Source organism: Paenibacillus sp. Leaf72 (assembly GCF_001422685.1).
Classification (GTDB): Bacteria; Bacillota; Bacilli; order Paenibacillales; family Paenibacillaceae; genus Pristimantibacillus.
On the sequence record NZ_LMLV01000023.1, the window covers coordinates 407,833 to 427,706 of the forward strand.

The 19,874-nt window shown below is 51.1% G+C and carries 20 protein-coding genes; 1 reads left to right on the forward strand and 19 read right to left on the reverse strand.

Translation table 11 applies throughout. The features are described from left to right. Positions 1 to 21: 21 nt before the first annotated feature. The 13 genes from ASF12_RS20475 to ASF12_RS20535 form a co-directional block, all read right to left on the reverse strand. Positions 22 to 1,242, reverse strand: a complete 1,221-nt coding sequence (locus ASF12_RS20475; protein ID WP_056038669.1) for an MFS transporter — start codon at positions 1,240 to 1,242, stop codon at positions 22 to 24. Continuing rightward, a complete protein-coding gene (locus ASF12_RS20480; RefSeq protein ID WP_056038671.1) occupies positions 1,232 to 2,167 on the reverse strand; it encodes a transketolase in 936 nt (311 codons plus the stop codon). The genes ASF12_RS20475 and ASF12_RS20480 overlap by 11 nt, the downstream gene beginning before the upstream one ends. Beyond that, the gene (locus tag ASF12_RS20485; RefSeq protein ID WP_056038674.1) at positions 2,164 to 2,970 is read right to left on the reverse strand and encodes a 1-deoxy-D-xylulose-5-phosphate synthase N-terminal domain-containing protein; all 807 of its coding nucleotides are present in this window, start codon (positions 2,968 to 2,970) and stop codon (positions 2,164 to 2,166) included. Before ASF12_RS20485 ends, ASF12_RS20480 begins: the two co-directional genes overlap by 4 nt. Continuing rightward, positions 2,933 to 4,828: a M20/M25/M40 family metallo-hydrolase gene (locus ASF12_RS20490; RefSeq protein WP_056038675.1), complete on the reverse strand. Its 1,896-nt coding sequence runs from the start codon at positions 4,826 to 4,828 to the stop codon at positions 2,933 to 2,935. Before ASF12_RS20490 ends, ASF12_RS20485 begins: the two co-directional genes overlap by 38 nt. Then, a complete protein-coding gene (argC, locus tag ASF12_RS20495) occupies positions 4,828 to 5,889 on the reverse strand; it encodes an N-acetyl-gamma-glutamyl-phosphate reductase (RefSeq protein ID WP_056038678.1) in 1,062 nt (353 codons plus the stop codon). The genes ASF12_RS20490 and argC overlap by 1 nt, the downstream gene beginning before the upstream one ends. After that, on the reverse strand, positions 5,886 to 7,208 hold the full coding sequence (locus ASF12_RS20500) for a DegT/DnrJ/EryC1/StrS aminotransferase family protein (RefSeq protein WP_056038681.1): 1,323 nt from the start codon (positions 7,206 to 7,208) through the stop codon (positions 5,886 to 5,888). Before ASF12_RS20500 ends, argC begins: the two co-directional genes overlap by 4 nt. Beyond that, positions 7,198 to 7,881 (reverse strand): hypothetical protein, encoded by a 684-nt coding sequence (locus ASF12_RS20505; RefSeq protein WP_056038685.1) that lies wholly within the window; start codon positions 7,879 to 7,881, stop codon positions 7,198 to 7,200. The genes ASF12_RS20500 and ASF12_RS20505 overlap by 11 nt, the downstream gene beginning before the upstream one ends. An 87-nt stretch (positions 7,882 to 7,968) precedes the next feature. Beyond that, positions 7,969 to 8,859, reverse strand: a complete 891-nt coding sequence (locus ASF12_RS20510; protein ID WP_056038688.1) for a RimK family alpha-L-glutamate ligase — start codon at positions 8,857 to 8,859, stop codon at positions 7,969 to 7,971. A 12-nt stretch (positions 8,860 to 8,871) separates the two neighbouring features. After that, entirely contained in the window at positions 8,872 to 9,045 is a 174-nt protein-coding gene (locus tag ASF12_RS20515) for a lysine biosynthesis protein LysW (protein ID WP_046230559.1), read from the reverse strand. A gap of 311 nt (positions 9,046 to 9,356) precedes the next feature. Then, on the reverse strand, positions 9,357 to 10,055 hold the full coding sequence (locus ASF12_RS20520; protein ID WP_056038691.1) for a 5'-methylthioadenosine/adenosylhomocysteine nucleosidase: 699 nt from the start codon (positions 10,053 to 10,055) through the stop codon (positions 9,357 to 9,359). A gap of 5 nt (positions 10,056 to 10,060) precedes the next feature. Next, entirely contained in the window at positions 10,061 to 11,065 is a 1,005-nt protein-coding gene (gene ccpA, locus ASF12_RS20525; protein WP_056038693.1) for a catabolite control protein A, read from the reverse strand. 150 nt (positions 11,066 to 11,215) lie between these two features. Beyond that, positions 11,216 to 11,629: a hypothetical protein gene (locus ASF12_RS20530; protein WP_056039103.1), complete on the reverse strand. Its 414-nt coding sequence runs from the start codon at positions 11,627 to 11,629 to the stop codon at positions 11,216 to 11,218. Between the two features lie 237 nt (positions 11,630 to 11,866). Continuing rightward, the gene (locus ASF12_RS20535; RefSeq protein WP_056038697.1) at positions 11,867 to 12,292 is read right to left on the reverse strand and encodes a VanZ family protein; all 426 of its coding nucleotides are present in this window, start codon (positions 12,290 to 12,292) and stop codon (positions 11,867 to 11,869) included. Between the two features lie 52 nt (positions 12,293 to 12,344). On the opposite strand from ASF12_RS20535, the gene ASF12_RS20540 reads away from it, so the two are divergent. Beyond that, on the forward strand, positions 12,345 to 12,881 hold the full coding sequence (locus tag ASF12_RS20540; RefSeq protein WP_056038700.1) for a type 1 glutamine amidotransferase domain-containing protein: 537 nt from the start codon (positions 12,345 to 12,347) through the stop codon (positions 12,879 to 12,881). Between the two features lie 91 nt (positions 12,882 to 12,972). Here the strand turns inward: ASF12_RS20540 and ptsP are convergent, their stop codons facing one another. The 6 genes from ptsP to ASF12_RS20570 all read right to left on the reverse strand — a co-directional run bounded on the left by ptsP (position 12,973) and on the right by ASF12_RS20570 (position 19,812). Beyond that, on the reverse strand, positions 12,973 to 14,724 hold the full coding sequence (gene ptsP / locus ASF12_RS20545; protein WP_056038703.1) for a phosphoenolpyruvate--protein phosphotransferase: 1,752 nt from the start codon (positions 14,722 to 14,724) through the stop codon (positions 12,973 to 12,975). Then, on the reverse strand, positions 14,721 to 16,607 hold the full coding sequence (locus ASF12_RS20550) for a glucose PTS transporter subunit IIA (RefSeq protein WP_056038706.1): 1,887 nt from the start codon (positions 16,605 to 16,607) through the stop codon (positions 14,721 to 14,723). The genes ptsP and ASF12_RS20550 overlap by 4 nt, the downstream gene beginning before the upstream one ends. Positions 16,608 to 16,768: 161 nt before the next feature. Further along, positions 16,769 to 17,392, reverse strand: a complete 624-nt coding sequence (locus tag ASF12_RS20555; RefSeq protein WP_056038709.1) for a hypothetical protein — start codon at positions 17,390 to 17,392, stop codon at positions 16,769 to 16,771. Positions 17,393 to 17,498: 106 nt separating this feature from the next. Next, positions 17,499 to 17,939 (reverse strand): CoA-binding protein, encoded by a 441-nt coding sequence (locus ASF12_RS20560; protein ID WP_056038712.1) that lies wholly within the window; start codon positions 17,937 to 17,939, stop codon positions 17,499 to 17,501. Between the two features lie 49 nt (positions 17,940 to 17,988). Further along, the gene (gene aroA, locus ASF12_RS20565) at positions 17,989 to 19,284 is read right to left on the reverse strand and encodes a 3-phosphoshikimate 1-carboxyvinyltransferase (RefSeq protein WP_056038715.1); all 1,296 of its coding nucleotides are present in this window, start codon (positions 19,282 to 19,284) and stop codon (positions 17,989 to 17,991) included. Then, a complete protein-coding gene (locus tag ASF12_RS20570; protein WP_056038717.1) occupies positions 19,285 to 19,812 on the reverse strand; it encodes a shikimate kinase in 528 nt (175 codons plus the stop codon). Positions 19,813 to 19,874: the final 62 nt, after the last annotated feature.

Genomic DNA, 19,874 nt, shown 5'->3' on the forward strand with positions numbered 1-19,874 from the left:
ATTCTCCTTTAGTTCATGAATTTATACTTCCAGCGTTTTTTTCGCCTTCACGCCGCTGCTTGCTACTAGCATCCGGTGCAAAATCAGCCCGACGAGCATCAGCCCGCCCATGCAGAGAAAGCCAACAGCTGCGGAATAACGGTCGATGAGCAAGCCCAGCGCCGAAGCGGATACCGTCTGCAGCAGCAGCGAAATGGCCATCCACACCGACATCGCCCGGCCCATGTACGACTTCGACACACTCTCCATCAGCGTCGTCGTCATGACGATTCGCAGCGAGGAATTGCTGAGGCCGATGAGCACACTGCCCAAGTAAAGGATAAACGCAAATGTGTTGAATGCGACAGCGACTAATACACCGAAGGCTACGGCGAAAAATAAAGCAATCGTCGTATTTTTCGATAATTTCGCGGCCAGCGGAGCGGCAATGAAGCCCGATAGCAGCCCGCCAATGCCATAAAACATATCCGACAGGCCAAACACGACCGAGTCGCCCTTTACGGCATCGCTCACATAACCCGGCAGCACGACATTATAAATCATCGTGGATACTAACGGAATAATAGCGATGACGCCGAGGAAAAAAATAAACGGGCGCTCAGCCAAATAGCTGAGTCCATTTTTAAAGCTGGAAACAAACGATTCTTCTTTATTTTCAACCGCAATCGCTTCATAGCTGACCCGGAACAGCAGCAGGCTGCTGACGATAAACACAAGGGCATTAATAAGCAGAATCACTTCGAAGCCCGAATATTTATACAGCACGCCCGATGCTGCGCCAGCCATAAACATGCCGACCTGCAGGCTGATTTCGATTAAGGAATTGCCCTTAATTAAGTCCTTCTCAGGCAGCAGCTCCTGCACCAGGCTGCGGGAAGCCGACATATAGATGGTCCAGCCCATCCCATTTACGATCGTAAATAAATACAAATATTCAATGCGGAATCCAGTCCATAAAAACAAGCCCATAATAGCCAGCACAGCTGCCGCCCGGATAAAATACGTCCACTGAATAATCGCTTTGCGATTAAACTTGTCAGTCAAGCTGCCCACAAAAGGCGAAATCAGAAAGCCGGCGATCACATTCAGAGACAGCATAAACCCGATTGCGCTGATGGAGCCCGTCTCGTCCATTAGAAACCAGTTGGCGCCAATGGTGCTCATTCCTACTCCAAAGCCGGATATAATGTCCGAGAGAAAAAAATAACGGAATTTCGCTGGCCGCAGCACACTAAAAATCATCGGCATCTCCTCCGAGCTCTGCGATTTGCCTTGTCAGCGCTTCATAGCCAAAGCCTAAATAATGCAGCACATCAGCATGGCTGCCGCCATATATCGGCCATTCCTCGCCGCAATCATGCGAGTAGACCTGGCTCTCAGGCAGCAGCAGGGCGAGACTTGACGCTGTACCGCCAGCAGCCCGGTGCTCCTCTACAACAAGGAAGGTTCCCGCTGCCGCTTGCAGCTCCGCTTTGTAGCGCTTCAAGCTGTCGCGGTCGACATAGCAAAGATGCGCATGATTGACCCGCTCATTTTCCTGATAAATCCGGCTGCATATTTCAGTAGCCTGCTCGCCAATCGACACCAGGCACAGCGGCGCATCGCTGCGGACAGCGCCTTCGAACAGCAGCTCGCGGCAGCTGCTTGACTCATCACGGGCGAGGCTGTCGAACTTGTCATTGCGCGACAGGCGGATGTAATAGGGCTCCTTCGACGCTGCGGCCTCCTGTACGACCCGACGCGTCTCCGCTTCCCCATGAGGACAGGCGATACGGATGTTCTGGAACGTCTGGATAACCGCAATGTCCTCCAGACAATGATGCGTTGTCCCGAACCAGCCGCCCGATACACCGCCGTAAGCGGCGACGATTTTAATATTTTCACCCATATACCCTAGCGCCAGCTTCACGCCCTCTGCTGCCCGCAGAGCAGCAAATGACGCAAAGGTCGAGAAAAACGGCACGAAGCCTGCCTTCGACAGCCCCGCAGCAATATCTACGCTGGCGAGCTCTGCTATGCCTAGATTGAAGAAACGATCCGGATAGCTTTGCTGAAAAGGATGCTCCTTCCCTCCCAAGTCCGCCTCCAAGCAAATAATGTTCCCATTATCCGCTGCCAGCTTCGTTAATTCATCTTTGTAGGCCTCTCTTGCTGCCAAGCTGCTCATTGCAAGCCCCTCTTCCATTTCAGCGCTATTTTCTCGGAAATTTTGGCATAATGGGCATGCGGATTGCCTTCAATGGCAGCTACGCCCTTGCCCTTCACCGTGTGGGCCAAAATCGCCAGCGGCTTCTCCCCGTCCGGCTCCAGCGCTGCAATAATTTGCCCCAGATCATGGCCGTCGATCTCCTTCACCTGAAAGCCAAACGCTTCAAAGCGCTCCCGCAAATTCGGCAGCGGCGATATGTCGGCTAGCAAGCCGTCGTTCTGACCTCCGTTGCAATCGACGACATAAATAAAATTCGTAATGCCCTTCGCCTGCACGAGCTGTGCCGTTTCCCAGCACAGCCCTTCCTGAAGCTCGCCATCGCCGCCAATGGCAATGCCGAGCCCACTCGTACGCCGCAGCTTTTGTCCGAGCGCCCAGCCAGCTGCATAGGCTACCCCGTGACCGAGACTGCCCGTCGCAAATGGGATGCCAGGCAGCTTCGGGTTGGGATGCCCGGTGAATAGCGAATCTGCCCCGCCGTAGGAGGCCGCTGGATCATCCGATAAAATTCCGTACTGGTACAGCGCTGCATATAATGCCGCTGCGGAATGACCTTTGCTCAGCACGATGGCCGTATTCTCGTCCTGATGATATTTTGCATAGGCGCCTATGAGCAAATCGATGACCGACAAGCTGCCGCCGATATGGCAGCCTGTCTCACGAGCCGCCATATCGATAATAGAGCTGCGCGCAGCCTGCGCCTTTGCTAGCAATTGTTCAAACTCAGCTGAATGACTTGCCGACTGTACCAACGTACCCATAGGAACCCTCCTCCGATCGCAGGCGATACCATTCCTCAATTGCTCCCCGCAAAATCGCTCGCGCGCCATGCACCTCGCTGAGCTGCAAATACTCCTCATTCGTATGGTCGAGGCTCGCATCACCTGGGCCGTAAGCGACCATTGGTACGCCCTCCCAAGTCGTAGCCAGCGTATTCATATCGCTTGTTCCACGCTTTTTAATATAATGAATCGCTTTCCCCTTACTCGCAAAGCTGCGTACAAAGGCTTTCACTAATGGGCTGTTTCGCGGATTTGCGAAGCCCGGCGTAGCCCGCAGCACCGTTACAGAAACCCCATCGCCATAATCAAGCTGGATCTGCTTCGCATACTCCTTGCCCGCATCCGGGGAAATCCGAAAATTTAAAATACCCACAGCACTAAGTATTCCATTATGATTACTATGTTTTATATCAATAAGAGATGACAGATGGTTCGGGTCAACACCCCCTACCTGCTGCCGGATATCCGCCACAATCGTATAAAGCTGATCCAGCACGCTAATGCTGTCCTTGCCGGCGGAATGCTCCTGCGGCTTGCTTATGGCGATACTTAGCTTATATAGTCCGTAGTAGCCTAAGGTCAAGCTGTCCTCCCCGCTCGGCTCGCCGATAATGACCGCATCCGCCCGGTAATGATCCCTGACATAGAAGGCCCCCTTGGACGAAGATACTTCCTCCTCCACCGCTCCAATGACGAGCAGCGAGCCATCCTCTGGCACCTTGGCCTCATAAAGCATTTGAATGAAGCTGAGCAGGCTGCCCTTGGCATCGACCGTTCCCCGGCCAGCAATTCGCTCCTCATCGCATGCAACAGGCCAATTATAGGGCACGGTATCCAGATGGCCGAGCAGCAGCAGCTGATTAGGCCCGTTGCCTTTGCGGAACACCACATTGCCCGCCTCATCGACAAAACCGTTTACCTCTGGCAATTGCACGGCATTCAGCAAATAGTTCGCAAGCTCAGACTCGTCGCCGGATACCGACGGAATTCGAATCGCTTTTCTAAGCAAATCCGTCCCGTTAGCATCCCGCTGCATATTCCAAAACCATGTTTTGCCTGTGCCCGGCCGATTCAGCGAATGGGGGCCCGTTATGCTTACGTCGCAAATGCCTTTGCTGATGGCATGATTCGCCGCCCGTACCTTTTGCTTCATCCGTCCTTTGATGGAATGAATGTCATCGCCCAAGTAGACGTCGGATATCGTAGAAGCTGGTTCATCCACATTTTCCAAAAGCCCTGCCGTGCCTGTCACAAATCGCAAATGCTCGGCTGCAAGCTCGGTTGCAAGATGAGCGGCCAGCATGTCCGCATCGATGTTAATATATTCGCTTAGCTCACGGTCATAAATAGGCGGTGTCAAGCATACGACATCAAATACCTGCAGGGCGCCCTGTAGAAAATCGACGTTGCAGCCTGTAAAAGAGCCGAACAGGGAATCGCGAACGATAACCGTTTTGCCATCCTTGACCGCTTTAACCGGCTTCGATTTTTGTCCAAATACAACCTCGTTGTCACCGCCAATTTGGGCGAATACTTTGAGCTCGTAGCTTTTTAATTGCTCATGGATCTTCGCTAAAATAAACTCCTGATACGCCTCCCGAATGAGCGGCATCTCTGATGGAGAGCAGTACCGCGCCTCGTCTCCATTCGCTAAAGCGAGAACCGGAATGCTCCGGTTCAGCTGCTCGTATTTTTGCCGGATGCCTTCTGCACCACCGGCAACGAGCAGCACCTTTTTCCCTTTTTGCACCAGATCATTGAGCTCGGCAAACACTTCGGGATGGTGCATAATGGTGCTGCTCCCGAGCTTAATGACGTACAAGCTCTGGCTTGACATTAAGGCCACGCCCCCTCTAGCTCAAATTGTAAGCCTGCCTCCTCCGCAATGCCGCTGTACAGGTTCGCCGCCTGAATCGCCTGTCCCGCCGCTCCTTTAATCAAGTTGTCGATCGAGGCAATCGAGACGCAATTGCGCCCCTCTACATAAGCGCCAACTTCAGCGTAATTCGTCCCGGCTGTCGTTTTGATCATCGGATACGAATAGGAGCCGTTTTTGGAATTGAAATAATGGACAAACGGCTTTGCCGCATAAGCGCCATAAAATGCTTTTTTCACATCGATTTCGCTCGCATGCTCTTTCAGCAAGGAGTAGGAGGTAACGAGAATGCCTCGCGGCAAATCCAGGCTGTGTACGGAAAATTGCAGCTCCACGGAACGTTCCAGATGCTCCTCGAGCGCAAATTCGATTTCCGGCCTGTGGCGATGCCCATGCACTTTATAAGGACGGAAGTTATGGGCGCGCTCCGCGTGATGCTCCGTGCTCGCCTTGCCGCCGCCGCTGGAGCCCGTCTTGGCGTCCGAGATGACGCGCGGCTCAATCAGATTAGCTGCCAGCAGCGGAAACAGCGTATAAATCGTTGCGACCGCCATGCAGCCAGGCAAATTGACGACCTTCGCCTCCAAATTAATATCGCTGAACTCTGGAATAAAATAATGGCTGCCCCCTTGCGCCGGATGGCTGAGGCTCTCTGGATAATACTGCCGCAGCAGCTCCTGATCGTTCAGGCGATAATCGCCGCTGACATTAATCACATATTCGGCATGCTCGGCAATATGGTCGATATGTCGGGGCAATACCCCGGTCGGCAGACAGGAAAAGATGAAATCATAATGTCCAGAAAGCGAAGCCAGCTTTTGAAACTTTCCGCCATCCGCCCGTTTCTGGCGCGCCGACGAAACAAAAAATTTATCCAGCGGCAGCCCCGCCTTCGATTCCGAAGATACAAAATCAACTTTGAAATAAGGATGGCGTTTCAACAGGCGATAAAGCTCCCCGCCTGTAAAGCCATTGCCGCCCAAAATGGCGACGCGCTTCACGCTGCTCCTAGTTACACTCATCCGAGCCTCGCATCCCTCTCATATGATTTTTTGGCCGCCGTGTTCTGAAGCACGAGTTCACGAATAATCGCCGGGTTCGCATCAATTTTCTGAAACGCCAGCGCATATGCGGCTATGCGCTCATATTCAATGGGCGAGCGCAGCTCCCGGCAAATGGTCAGCGTTGAGCGCAGCATGCTCAGCGTCGCGGGGAAACGGTCGATATGGTAACCAAAGTCTTTGCGCTCTGACAACGTAAAGGGATACCCCCTGCCGAACCCTTTGCGATTTTGAAACGGCAGATGGCCTGGAATCGGCACGTTTTGCCATTCCCGTGCAAACACGCCTTCGCTCGATGCCAGCTCTTGAATGGCCTCTTTCACCTGATAATCCGGCAAACCTCCCAATCCCGCCGCTTCCGGGTCCAGCTTTATTCGGTACATATTGTAGCTATGCTTATGCCCCTCAGGCACATGAGGCCCTTTAAACAGCTTCGTTTGCGCTAAAATATTCGTTAAATAGCTCGCATTTCTCGCCCGGATCGCATCGTAATACGGCAAACGATCCAGTTGGCTAATGCCAAATGCCGCAGCGATCCAAGACATGCGGTAATCAATGCCTGTCTCCTGCAAAAAACTCAAAGCCCGCTCATAATCCTCCCGCTCCTTGAAGAAGGCGATGCCCCCCTCTCCGCCTACAGGAAAGTTTTTGTCCGCCATTAGACTCTGCCCCGCTCCATCGCCGATAGATCCGCACAGCTGGCCGCCAATGGAGGCCGAATGCGCATGGGAGGCATCCTCCACCAGCCGCAGCTCATGCTTGTCAGCGAGTGCCCTGAGCTGCGCCAAATCAGCTGGCAATCCATGGACATGGACAGGCATAATAACCTTCGTCCTCGCCGTGATCGCCTGTTCCACCAGCGCAGGATTCAAGTTATAGGTCAGTGGATCAATATCCACAAATACAGGGATCGCTTTTGCCGCCACAACGGCCTGTGCGGTCGCAATAAACGTAAACGCCGGAACGATGACCTCATCCCCGGGCTGTACGCCAACACCAACGAGCGCCAGATGCAGGCTTGACGTCCCGCTTGCCGTAGCGATCGCATAATTCGCCCCAACGTAGCTGCGGTATTTTTCCGTAAACTCATGAATCACTTCTTCCGGGCTTTGCTGAATGGACACTAGCATTTGAACGATATCTTCTTTCGTAATGGAAGGAAAGGTCGTCTTCCGGCTATCCTCGGGAATGACGGCTGGGCCTCCATAATAAGCAAGCTGCTCGTTAATCCAGGCTTCCGATGGCAAGCTCAGCGGCTTGCGGATAAAATCAGTTTTCATAGCCGCTATTCCTCCTTAGAAGCGATAATTTGACGCATGCCGCCACAAGCGGGCTGAGCCTGTAGTTAAACTGTGCGCCTGGCTGAATGTCCGGCTCCGCCTCCTCCTGCGTCCACATCGTCTTCAAATCGAAGGCGCCGAATATTTTCAGACGCTCCGCCTTGGTCCATACGCTCTCGTCATTTACCGAAATTGAGGCGCAGGGGCCGAAGCCAAGCTCCGTGAAATCCAGCACCAGCACGGGTGCTTTGTGCAGCTTAGGCTGTAGCTCTTGCTCAATGCGGGGCAAGTTATCCCACGTCACCGTTACCTTCTCGAAGCCTTGCTGCACATCAGAGTCCGTGACCAGCCCTACTCCGAGCCAGCTTGCAAAACGCTGATCCTGCTCGCTTGCTTCCTCCAGGCGCGTCAGCGAGCCATGGACGATATCCTGTCCCCAAAGCGCGGCATGCACCGCGCCCGTGTAGCTGTTGAACAAGGAAACATATTTGCTTTGTGTCAGCTTGCCGATGCTTTTTTCTAGCCCCTTGAGCTCACTCTCATTTTTTTCAATACTCATGATGACGCCCGAATTCAGCACACGGGATAAAACAAAGGAAAGAGAAAAATATTGCTCCTTTTTGATTACTGGTGTCACCTTCTCTGGAGCTGTAATAATTGTCGTATGGGCCATCGCCGATTCTCCTTTATCCGTAGCTTGTTTTCGTGGTTCATGGTTCATGGTTCGTCGTTTAACTGGAGCTCGATCATCTAAACTGCGTTAGGCGTTAACCTCCTGCCTCGTTCTGGAGGCCAATTTCCCCTGCAAATAAAGCGCGATATGAGCGGCTACATCGACGCCATGAATTTTCCAGGACTTCGAAAACTCCGGGTTTTGATTAACCTCGCATACGAGATATCGTTTATTTTGATAGTCATAAAATAAATCCAGACCGTAGATGCCTTCACCGAGCACCTCGGTCAGCTTGCTGCAAATCGATTCTATTTCCTTATTGACAGCAATAGGTTCAACCTCAGCCCCCAAATGCGTATTCGTCTTCCAGTTGTCGACCGACACCCGGCGAAACGCTACGATTGGCTTGCGGCCGACAATGACAACGCGAATATCATAATCCCCCTTATCCACGTATTCCTGTACGAGTACTGGAAAGGACTGCTGGGTCGGATCAAGCGATTCCCGTGCTGCAATCCAGCCATCTAGGCATTCCTTGCCGACAATGCGGGCAATGCCCCTTCCCCAGGAGGAGCTGGGTGGCTTGATTACAAATATGTTGCCAAAATCCTCGAACGATTCGAGGATTTTGTCTGCTGTAAAAGCGACCTTGAAGCGGGGCTGTGGAATGTTATGCTTTTGGAACACGATTGCTTGATGAATTTTATTTGTGCAAATGTTAATCGCTTTAACGGAATTAATCGTTTCAATGCCGGATAACTCCAGCATCGTTGAGCGGCTTAACGCTTTTTTCTGGGAGAGGCAGCGAATGAGCGCGACACCATACTGATCCGCCCAGCCCTGCTCAAGCGGCAGCTCCATCGAATCCAGATTTACTTGGACATGATGTCCAGCCTGCTGGAGCAGCTCATAGATTCGCTTCTCTTCCTCACGCAGCTTCGTCACACATAGCAAAATATCCGTGTTTGTCTGCTTCATCCCCTGGCTCCTTTACTCGCCCCAAGTTTCTTCAATCTCGGGAGCTAATGCAACTGAAATGCTATTATTTACGGCATGCACCTCATGCTCTTGTCCGCATGACGAGCACTCTACGATTTCTCCGCTTATTGCATCAGACTCAACACTAATTTCCGATTTGCATACGACACAGCTAACGTCTGCCATTACCTATCTCCACCTATCCTAAAGTTTAATTTGCGCCAACAGCCTTATTTTCAGAATATTCGGTCTTTTAAATCGTTTCCGCGCTACTCTACGCTCTCTTTTTTCTTCTCTCCTCCTCATTTAACCAAAAATAGTAAAATGCTGGTGGCAAGATGAATCGTACAATGGTTTTCCTATCGCTGTCAATTAAAATAGATAATTCCTATCGGAATATAATTATTTCTATCTATTTCCTATTTTGAATACTGATTTCCAACGACAAAAACCGCCATCCCGTGTGCCCGGATGGCGGTTTGATACCTTCTTATGAACTAAATATGTCGAAGCATGTCGTCAATAATGGCGTAGGAATTGTTAGCTGCTTTCACCGTGAACTCTGGGAAATTGACATGCGCAGATCCGTCAGCCTTGTCCGACATGGAGCGGATGACCACGAATGGCACCTCATTCATGTCGCATACATGGGCTACTGAAGCGCCTTCCATTTCGGCGCAAGCGCCATTCATCGTCTCACGCAACAGCCCAACCGTCTCGCGGCTCGCAATAAATTGGTCACCGGATAACACGATGCCTTTCAAGCTGCGCCCTTCGAACAAGCGATTGCTAGAATCAACGGCCAGCTGGACTAGCCGCTCATCCGCCACAAACTCCGAACGCGCATGGAATGGAATTTCACCGCGGGCGAAGCCTAGCGGCGTGCAATCCATATCATGCTGAACACAGCTCGTAGATACGACAATATCACCAATATTCAGGCTTGGATCAACGGCTCCGGCTACGCCAGTAAACAGCACGCAGTCCGCACCCAAATCGATTAAAATTTGCGTACATACAGCAGCGTTCACTTTGCCAACACCGGATTTGCAATAAATAACGGTCTTGCCATGAAACTGGCCTTCGTAATAAGTGATGCCAGCCTTAACGGTTTCTTTCGTTACTTGGACGTGCTGGCCGAGAAGTTCTATCTCTTCCACCATCGCCCCAATGATGCCGATTTTGTTAAAAGTCATGCTTCCTATACCCCTCCAACAGACTGGCGCACAATCATCTCATGCGGCAAAATGACTTTGGAGTGATCCACATTTTCTTTATTCATCAGCTTTGTGAGCAGACGCATCGATACAGCTCCGATATCATACATAGGCTGGGCAACGGCTGTCAATTGCGGACGAACCATCGAAGCCATGCGGCTGTTATCTACGCTAATAACTGAAATATCGCCTGGCACGCTCAGACCAGAGTCTTGAATCATATGAATGGCACCAATCGCCATCTCATCTGTCGCTGAGAATACCGCAGTTGGACGCTCGTCCAGCTCAATAAAATATTTCATGGCATCGATACCAGATTCATAACGGTAGTTGCCGATACGGACAAGCGTGTCATCATAAGCAATGCCAGCTGTCTCCAGCGCGCGCTTATACCCTTGGAAACGGGCATAGCCATTCGCAGGGTCCTGCAACGTGCCACTGATCATCGCAATGCGGCGGTGGCCCTGCTCCAGCAATTTGTTGACCGCATCAAAAGCCGCTTCCTCATGATTAATATCAACGGAAGGAATTTCGCCGTTCTCATCAGTCGTTGCGCATAATACGATCGGGACATTCGTTGTTTTGAACGCCTGCATATGCTCTTCCGTTACTGCTCCGCCCATAAAGAGCAATCCGTCAACCTGCTTCTCCAGCAGCGTGTTAATAACGCGAATTTCTTTATCCTTCTTCTTATCCGCATTACACAAAATAATATTATAGTGATACATATTCGCAATGTCTTCAATGCCCCGTGCCACTTCCGCAAAAATAGCGTTGGAAATATCGGGAATTACGACACCAACAGTCGTTGTTTTCTTGCTGGCAAGGCCCCTAGCTACCGCATTAGGACGGTATCCCAGACGCTCAATGGCCTCGTAAACCTTCTTGCGGGTTGCGGGTTTCACATTCGGATTGTTATTGACAACCCGGGAAACCGTAGCCATAGATACTCCTGCTTCTCTTGCTACATCATAAATGGTTACCGTCAAGGTCCTTCTCTCCATTATCTCAGATTTTTTACTTTCGCCCACTGCACAATAGAATAATCATACGACAAAATATTACTTTTCGCAATGTCAGCGCCGGGGCGCTTTCATTTCCGCACAAGCAACTGCTCGCATTCTCATCGTTTTATTGCGTTATGTATGCCTTGTCGGCCGGCTGATTTGGCCCAGCCGCTTCGTAATATCCGCTATCCATACTTGGTCCTCAAGCGCTTGAGCAAGCAGCAGCAGGTCCAGCAGCGCATCAATGCGCTCCTGAATAAGCCGTTCCACCGCAGCAGGATCGGATTGCTTCTTCGTGTTTCTAGCAATGACGAGCAGACTCGCCCATTCATTGCACTCATCGAAAAAAAAGGTCTGCTTCGATGGCTCTGCACCAAGCTGAGCAATCAGACCAGTCAAATCGGGCTTCACTTCCGGAAACACTTCACTTCGACTGCAGGCCACGCAGGAATAAATAGGCACATTGTCTATTTCCACTTTCCCAGAATAAATGACGGTACGCAGCTTCATCTTCATGATGTCACCACAATGACACCGCTTTTCCAAGTTGGTCCACTCCTTCACGCGGACGGCTGTACCGCCCTTCATCTCCGTTTATGCTCATAATTTGAGATGCGTAAAATATTCGACCTTTTTCGCAAAAACTCCTGCTTGTAGACTTATGTAATTTTTACTATTAAAAATGAACGATAAATGCAGGCTCCGAGCGTTGTCCGCCATTGGTGAAAGCCTGGAATACTGACAGCCGCTGTTTTCTGATTGATGTCCTTTGAATAAACTGGACTACCGGGCGATGCGCCGCCATAATCGGCGTACTGGCGGCAGCGCCACCAGAACAGCCCACACTGCAGCCCCAATCATGTCATTGCGGACATCGGCCGCATCCGGCATTCTGCCCCCTACGAAGGACTGATGAAATTCATCAGTGATGCCATACAGGCCGCACAGCAGCACAATCAACACTTTGATTACGATACGGTCGGCTCTCGCACCGATAGCGAAATCGATGGTGGCGGCGAGCATAAAATAAGCGACAAAATGTCCCCAATCAAAGCTCGCCATTTGCGGGAACAGCTTTTGAAAAAACGGCAGCAGCGTATTCATCTCTTCGCCCGTCGTCGCTGATGCAGCAAAAATCGCTGTCATGACGAGCACGGCTGGAATACAGCGAAGCACCCGCACCGAACGCTTTGCTATTGTTTGCTTCATAAGTTCTCCTTCGATACAATAGGTAAGACAATATGAATTGGAGGGGAAATCCTTGTCATTACACAATAAAACCGTTATTTGCTTACTTGATGATGAATTCGAAGATTTGGAGCTGTGGTATCCGGTATATCGCGCCCGCGAAGCGGGAGCTACCGTACTATATGCAGGTCCTGAGAAGGGCAAGAAGCATATTGGAAAATATGGCGTGCCCGCCGTTGCCGACCTCAGCTTTGATGAAGTGAACAGCAGCGACATTATTGGCCTGCTCGTTCCCGGAGGCTGGGCGCCGGACAAGCTCCGCCGCTACCCTAAAGTGCTTGAGCTTGTGCAGGAGCTTGATGCAGCTGGCAAGCCGATTGGCCAAATTTGCCACGCTGGCTGGGTGCTCATTTCTGCAAAAATATTGCAAGGACGGAAAGTCACTTCTACGCCAGGCATTCGCGACGATATGGAAAACGCTGGTGCCGAATGGTTTGACGAGGCGGTTGTCGTAGACGGAAACCTCATCTCTGCGAGACGTCCGCCCGATCTTCCGCCATACGCCAAAGCTTTCGTTGACGCTTTAGAGCAATACAAAGGCCAAGCGTAAACGGCTGAAGCCGTCCTTTGGCGGCAAAACAACCGTTTCGCGATGAAATATAAGTCTATTTATAAATGTAATACTTATAAATTCTTATATTTTAAGAAATAGAGGCGCTTTGCCTTCTGGCATCATTTTCATCCATAAACTGTCCTAGCAGCTCATGAATGTCCGCACTCGTGCGGCATTCCAGCAGCTTAGGCAGCAGCAAGCGGCTGTCTTCCTGCCTTGTGCGGAGCAGCCGCTCTTTCACCTGCAGCAGAGAATGCGAAGAAATACTAAGCTCATCAACATCGAGGCTTAACCATATCGGCAGCGCCTTGGCATCCCCTGCCAGCTCTCCGCAAACGCCCACCTTAATGCCGCTGCGGCGCGCCGCATCAATCGTCAGCTTAAGCATCCGCAGCACTGCGGGATGGAAGGGCTCGTATAAATGCGATATCTCCTCATTCATCCGGTCTACAGCAAGGGTAAACTGCACTAAATCATTCGTCCCAATACTGAAAAAATCAACCTCTCCTGCAAGCAGATCGGCAATGATTACCGCAGCCGGAACCTCGATCATGACACCTACCTGCAAATTCCGGTTATACGGCTGGCCTTCCTGCTCCAGCTCCTGCTTCGCCTCCGCTAATACCGCATTGGCTGCACGAACCTCCTCAACCGAAGAAATGAGCGGGTACATTAGCTTGACCTGTCCAAAATGGCTTGCCCGCAATATGGCTCTAAGCTGCACTTTAAACAAATCTTTGCGATCCAGTGATATGCGGATAGCCCGATAGCCTAGAAACGGATTGTCTTCCTCGGCAATATTGAAATAATCAAGCTGCTTGTCACCGCCAATATCAAGCGTCCTAATGATAAGCGGCTTGCCTTCCAGCTTCTCCGCTACGCTGCGGTATACTTCAAACTGCTCCTCCTCCAGCGGGAAGCGATTGCGGTCCATATATAAAAACTCGGTGCGGAACAAGCCGACGCCATGCGCTCCGCTGGACAAAGCAATTTCCAGCTCCTTGAAGGAGCTAATATTAGCAGCCAGCTCCAGCCGCTTGCCATCCGGCGTCATCGACTTATGATCGACGATATCGCGCAGACGGGTTTTCGCCTCCTGCTGCTGCCGCTGCTTCGCCGAATACAGCGCAATAACTTCCTGCTCCGGCTGCACATACATGACACCGTCTCCGCCATCGAGCACGATCATCTGGCCCGTCTGAATCGGTTCCTCCAGCTTCGCTTCCACGCCAACGACGAGCGGTACGCCGAGCGCCCTCGCCATAATAGCGGAATGGGAAGTCGTGCTTCCTGCCAGCGTTACGATGCCAAGCACATTTTGCGGATTAATATGGGCAAGCTGCGAAGGAGAAAGCTCCTTGGCGACGAGAATAAACGGCTTCGTGTTGGATGGAAGCTTAATTTCCGGCACGCCTAGCAAATGCTTAAGCAGCCGATTGCCGACATCCTTTATATCCAGCGCGCGCTCCTTCATATATTCATCATCCAGCAAATCAAACATCGTCACAAAATGATCGATCGCTTCCTTGACCGCTACCTCTGCTGCCTTGTATTGCCGGCTAATAATGCCTTGAATTTCATTCATAAACACCGGGTCGTCCAAAATCGCAAGATGCGCGTCAAAAATATGGGTTTCCGAAGGGCCAACCACTTCCCGCAGCTCGTCCTTCATTTGCTCGATTTCGAATTTTGACGTTCGGATGCCTTCATATACTCGCTCGAACTCACGGGCAAAATCAGCAACATCGATGCGCTGCTCCGGCAGCTCCCACTCCCAGCTGGGCAATACGAAAGATTTTCCGATCGCTATGCCTGCTGACGCTCCAATACCTTGTATCATGGCCTTTCCCCTCCAACTTGTATCTCTTTAAGCACGACCGACATCACGGAAGATTGTCCTTTTTTAACGGTTTTATATGGCGCAAATCGCCATGAACGTACCATATCCGAATTGGTAATCACCATCGGAGTAGCCAGCGATTTGCTCTCCTTGCGCACCTGCTGCAAATTAAAGCGGATGAGCAGGTCGCCGGGAAGCACCTTGTCCCCTTCTTTGACAGCAGCCTTGAAATAGCCTTTGCCGCCAAGCAGGGACGTGTCAATGCCGATATGAAGCAGCACTTCAAGCCCTTCCGGCGTTCGAATGCCAATCGCATGCATCGTCGGATAAATATGAATAACTTCACCTTTGACAGGCGAGACAAGCTCCCCTTTATCCGGTATGAACGCAACCCCATCGCCAACAAGCTTGCCGGAAAAAATCGGATCGGGCACATCGCTGAGCGCGATCATTTTTCCCTGCATTGGCGAGCTGAACAGCACCTGCTCCTGATCCCGCTGAATGGTATTCAAAATTTCCCCGCGAATCAGCTCCGAATATGTGCCGAAGACGACCTGCACATTGCCGCCGCCGAGCCGAATGACTCCGGCTGCCCCCAAATTGCGCAGCGCTGCGATATCAAGCTGCTTCTCATTGGCTACCTTCAATCGCAGCCGTGTAATGCAGGACTCCATTTTCACAATATTGTCCTTGCCGCCAATCGCCTGTAAAATAAGCGGCGCACGCTGCGGAATATCGCCAGCCCACTCATCGAGATGCGAGCCTTCCTCGCGCCCAGGGGTCGGAATTTGAAAACGGTCGATCGCCCAGCGGAACAAAAAATAATAAATGAGCCCGACTACGATACCGATTGGAATAAGCAGCCAGCCGCGCGTAGCCAAATGCTCGTTGACGATAAAATCAATCGCCCCGCCCGAGAAAGAAAAGCCATGGCGAATGCCAAGCTCATACGTCACCCACATAATGACGCCCGACAGCAGCGCATGAACGACGAACAAATAAGGCGCAACGAACAGAAAGGCAAATTCTACAGGCTCGGTCACACCAGTCAAAAAGGAGGCTAGAGCCGCGTACATAAACGTTTTGCGGATTTTAGGCTTAAGATCCTCCCTCGCCTCATGAATAATGGCAAGCGCGATAGCGGGCAGGGCAAACATCATCGTCGGGTACATTCCCGCCATGAATACGCCTGCTGTGGGATCGCCAGCGAAAAACCGCGGCAAATCGCCATATACGGTTGTCCCATCTGCCATCGTATAACTGCCAATCTGGAACCAGAACACATGGCTGACGAGATGATGCAGGCCAAACACGACCAAAATCCGATGGACAAAACCATAAAGAAAAACACCGAACCCGCCTCCTGAAGCTACAATGTTGCCAAGCTCTTCAAGCATGCGTTCAATATATGGCGTTAGTCCAATCATAAATATGGAAAATAAGACCGATATAAAGCTGACAAACAGCGGTACAAACCGCGGCCCTCCGAAAAATTGTATGTATTCAGGCAAACGCAAGTTCTTAAATCGTTCATAACTAAAGCCTGAGATGATGCCCATCAACGTTCCGATAAACACCGTCGGCTCAATTTCCGGCACAGCCGTCTGGGTAATGCCCACATAAATGAACATCCCGCCAAGTGCCGCTAAAGCAGCTGCAAGCGCATTTCCCGTCATTCCAAGCGCAATGCCTACCGCAAACAAATAAGGAAGGTAAGTAAAAATGGCGTGACTTGCGGCCTGCAAATAAAGCGTAAGCTGCGGCAGTCCAATATAATCCCACGGCAATTGACTGAGGCTCGAAAATATGGCTGCTGCTGGAAGCACAATCATTGGCAGCATAAATGCTCTTCCGAGCTGCTGCAGGCTTCCTAATATATTCACTTTCGTACCCCCTTTGCGGATTAAAATGTCTTTTTCTCGATGGTAAGGCTTTCCGCACGTTTTGTCAAAGTGAAGAGCGGGCCTCTCGGCCCGCTCCTGTTGATGATTCTCCCTATAAAACGATACAGGGGAGGGCTTAGCTTAAGCCCTGCGTATATAGCTTAGCGGTTTTGTCCAGCTTGCCATCCCAAATGTGAAATGACCGGACCGGATTGTGCATAAGCGTTCGTTGCGTGGTACACCGGATTTTGTCCTGTCGCCGATTGTACGGGCATGCCGCCATGCGTTTGGTTTTGATTATTGGACATGTTATTGGACAGACCTGCATATCCGCCGCTCGAGAAGTTTTGGTTAGCGTAGCCTGTGTGGGACTGAACATAATGCTGCTGTGGGCTCGATTGATAGCCTAAATGCGAGATCACCGGATTCGCTCCATAATTAGCCGAGCTTTGGTGCGAAGTATAGCTTGGAACTTGGTAATGCGACGTGTGCGATTGGTAGCCGCTATTCGGCTGATATTGATGCTGCATCATTCCCGCATTTTGTTGATGGCTTGGCAAATATGCAGCAGAGCTGTAGCTGTGCTGATTCGTCGCCTGATAACCGCCAATTGGAGATTGCACAATGCTGCTTGGGTTCTGGTTAAAGGTTGGCTCGCTCAGTTGGCCTTGATAATGCGACTGTACGAAGCCCGATGGCTGATAGTTGTTCGAAAATTGACCTTGTTGACCCAGTTGACCTTGCTGCCCTTGGAAATATCCTGGCTGTTGCGACATTTGATTCACGTGTTGTCCTCCTCGACATTAAAAAAGAAAGTCTTCATGAACGACATGCTGCATCGCCCCTTGAAGCCTTTCTTATTGTGTTAAATCGATCGGTTTTTTATTACAGTCAGGTTTTGGATTTTCCTTGCGGCAGCAAAATCGAATCCTCTACCTTAATGCAGCGGTCCATAATCACTTGCAATCCACCAGCTTCAGCGATGTTCGCTGCTTCATCATTAGCGATGCCAAGCTGGAGCCACAAAATTTTCGCACCAATTGCAACGGCTTCCTCCGCTACTTGCGGGGTATGCTCGCTGCGTCTGAACACATTAACGATGTCCACTTTAAATGGAATATCACTTAACGTTTCGTATCGGGTTTCACCCAAAATTTCTGCCGCCTTCACAGCCGGATTAACCGGAATGATGCGATAGCCTTTAGCCTGCATCGCCTGCGATACCATATAAGAGACGCGGTCAGGCTTGTCCGACAAGCCGACCACCGCTACAGTAGCACTTTGCTCAAGCAGCTGCTTAATTTCCTCGCGTGATGGATTTTCAAATGCCATATGAACCGCTCCTCCCTTATTCAACCTGTTTATTTCTCGTTCCGCAAGCTTATTCTACCCACTCTACGTTCGCACCAAGCGCCTTCAAATGGTCAAAATAAATCGGGTAGGACTTCGCTACATGGTGCGCGTCGCGAATACGGATCGGCTGCTTCGAGCGCAGTCCGACAATCGTCAAAGCCATAATGACGCGGTGGTCATAATGCGCATTAATTTCGACGCCGCCTTCAACGCCTTCCGGACGTCCGTGGACAATAATTTCGCTTTGACGCTCTTCTACATTTGCTCCCGCTTTGCGAAGCTCGTTCAAATAGTCGGTAATCCGGTCGCATTCCTTGTACCGCAAATTTTCAACATCATAGAAACGCGAGGTACCCTCAGCAAATACAGCTGCCGCTACCATCGCCAGCACCGCATCCGTCGCTTGGTCGCCGTCGAACTCAACAGCTTTCAGCTTGCCATTGCCCTTGACATGAACGATATCATTGTCATGAGTGAGCGGCACTTCCATCATGCGCAGCACATCTACGATCGCACGCTCGCCCTGCTTGCTTTTCTCAGCGAGACGGTGCACGATAACATCCGATTGCGTCACTGCCGCAGCCGCAAGAATCGCTGCCGAGCCTGGATAATCTCCTTGTACGATATAGGTTTTCGCTTCGTAGCTTTGGCCGCCTGGAATGCGGTAGCTCATCAAATCCTCGCTTGCATGAATGACGATGCCCGCTTGCTCCAGCACCTCCAGCGTTTGTCCAACGACAACCTTGGACTTCAAATCATTCAGCACTTCGATTTCGCTATCTTCTGCAAGCAGCGGAGTCAGGAACAGCAAGGCGCTCAAAAATTGCGAGCTGACAGCGCCGGACACTTGAATTTTGCCGCCTTTCGCTTGTCCGCCCTTAATCGTAATCGGCAGCTTGCCTTCATTATGGGTGACTTGTACGCCAATTTGCCCGAGCGCATCAATTAAATCACTGTGCGGGCGTTTGCCAAGCGAATCCGGATAACGGTTTACAAACGTCACTTCCGGGCACAGCGATGCGATGGCCATCAGGAAACGCAGCACAGCTCCTGCATTGCCTACGTCCAGTTCCTTGACATCCTTCGGATTACGGCCAAAACCGGTAATGACGATTTTCTCTTCATCTTCTTCTACCGTAGCGCCCAAATCGCGAATACAGCGGCGCATCGCATCGCTGTCCTCACTGTGAGCTGGATAATAAATGGTGCTCGTGCCTTCAGCAAGCGCAGCGACCAGCAAGTAGCGCGTCGTATAATTTTTAGAGGAAAGCGCTTGAATTTCCCCGTTTAACGTCGGTGTGGGCGTAACTAAAACATCTGTCATTTATTTTGTCTCCCTTGTTTGTATAATAGTTGCGCATACGGCATGCACATTGAGCGATGTCGTATCCAGCACCAGATGTGCAAAATCGTAAGCGTGCTTGCGCTGCTCCATAATCCGGTTCACATTCGCGGCAACGTCGCCTTGCAGCAGCGGCCTAGACGAATCGGACTGTACCCTCGCAATAATCTGCTCGGCGCTTGCCTTGAGTGCGACTACGAGACTTCCGCCCAGCATCGCCTCCCGGTTGGCTTCACGCAAAACAGCGCCTCCACCCGTCGCAATAATGGCCGGCTCCTTGCGGCTTAGCAGCTCTTGAATGATGCCGCTCTCCAAATCACGAAAGCCCGCTTCCCCAATTTCCGCAAACAGCTCTGCGACCCGCTTGCCCTGCGAGCGTTCGATTTCCTCATCGGTATCGAATCTTGCATAGCCGAGCTGCTCGGCGAGCAGGCGGCTGACGGTCGATTTCCCTGTTCCCATAAAGCCTACCAGCACAATTTTGCTGTGGCGGCCTGCTTCCTGATTCATTCTCTAGTGCCCCCATCAAATTAGTGTATCCTATTAATTTCTTCAACCATCATATCATTTTT

Coding starts and splice junctions, on each gene's coding strand:
- ASF12_RS20480 (WP_056038671.1), bottom strand. CDS start 2,167: ATGAGCAGCTTGGCAGCAAGAGAGGCCTACAAAGATGAATTAACGAAG.
- ASF12_RS20505 (WP_056038685.1), bottom strand. CDS start 7,881: ATGGCCCATACGACAATTATTACAGCTCCAGAGAAGGTGACACCAGTA.
- ASF12_RS20515 (WP_046230559.1), bottom strand. CDS start 9,045: ATGGCAGACGTTAGCTGTGTCGTATGCAAATCGGAAATTAGTGTTGAG.
- ASF12_RS20560 (WP_056038712.1), bottom strand. CDS start 17,939: ATGGCATTTGAAAATCCATCACGCGAGGAAATTAAGCAGCTGCTTGAG.
- ASF12_RS20490 (WP_056038675.1), bottom strand. CDS start 4,828: ATGTCAAGCCAGAGCTTGTACGTCATTAAGCTCGGGAGCAGCACCATT.
- argC (WP_056038678.1), bottom strand. CDS start 5,889: ATGAGTGTAACTAGGAGCAGCGTGAAGCGCGTCGCCATTTTGGGCGGC.
- ASF12_RS20535 (WP_056038697.1), bottom strand. CDS start 12,292: ATGAAGCAAACAATAGCAAAGCGTTCGGTGCGGGTGCTTCGCTGTATT.
- ASF12_RS20520 (WP_056038691.1), bottom strand. CDS start 10,055: ATGACTTTTAACAAAATCGGCATCATTGGGGCGATGGTGGAAGAGATA.
- ptsP (WP_056038703.1), bottom strand. CDS start 14,724: ATGATACAAGGTATTGGAGCGTCAGCAGGCATAGCGATCGGAAAATCT.
- ASF12_RS20510 (WP_056038688.1), bottom strand. CDS start 8,859: ATGAAGCAGACAAACACGGATATTTTGCTATGTGTGACGAAGCTGCGT.
- ASF12_RS20500 (WP_056038681.1), bottom strand. CDS start 7,208: ATGAAAACTGATTTTATCCGCAAGCCGCTGAGCTTGCCATCGGAAGCC.
- ASF12_RS20570 (WP_056038717.1), bottom strand. CDS start 19,812: ATGAATCAGGAAGCAGGCCGCCACAGCAAAATTGTGCTGGTAGGCTTT.
- ASF12_RS20475 (WP_056038669.1), bottom strand. CDS start 1,242: ATGATTTTTAGTGTGCTGCGGCCAGCGAAATTCCGTTATTTTTTTCTC.
- aroA (WP_056038715.1), bottom strand. CDS start 19,284: ATGACAGATGTTTTAGTTACGCCCACACCGACGTTAAACGGGGAAATT.
- ASF12_RS20485 (WP_056038674.1), bottom strand. CDS start 2,970: ATGGGTACGTTGGTACAGTCGGCAAGTCATTCAGCTGAGTTTGAACAA.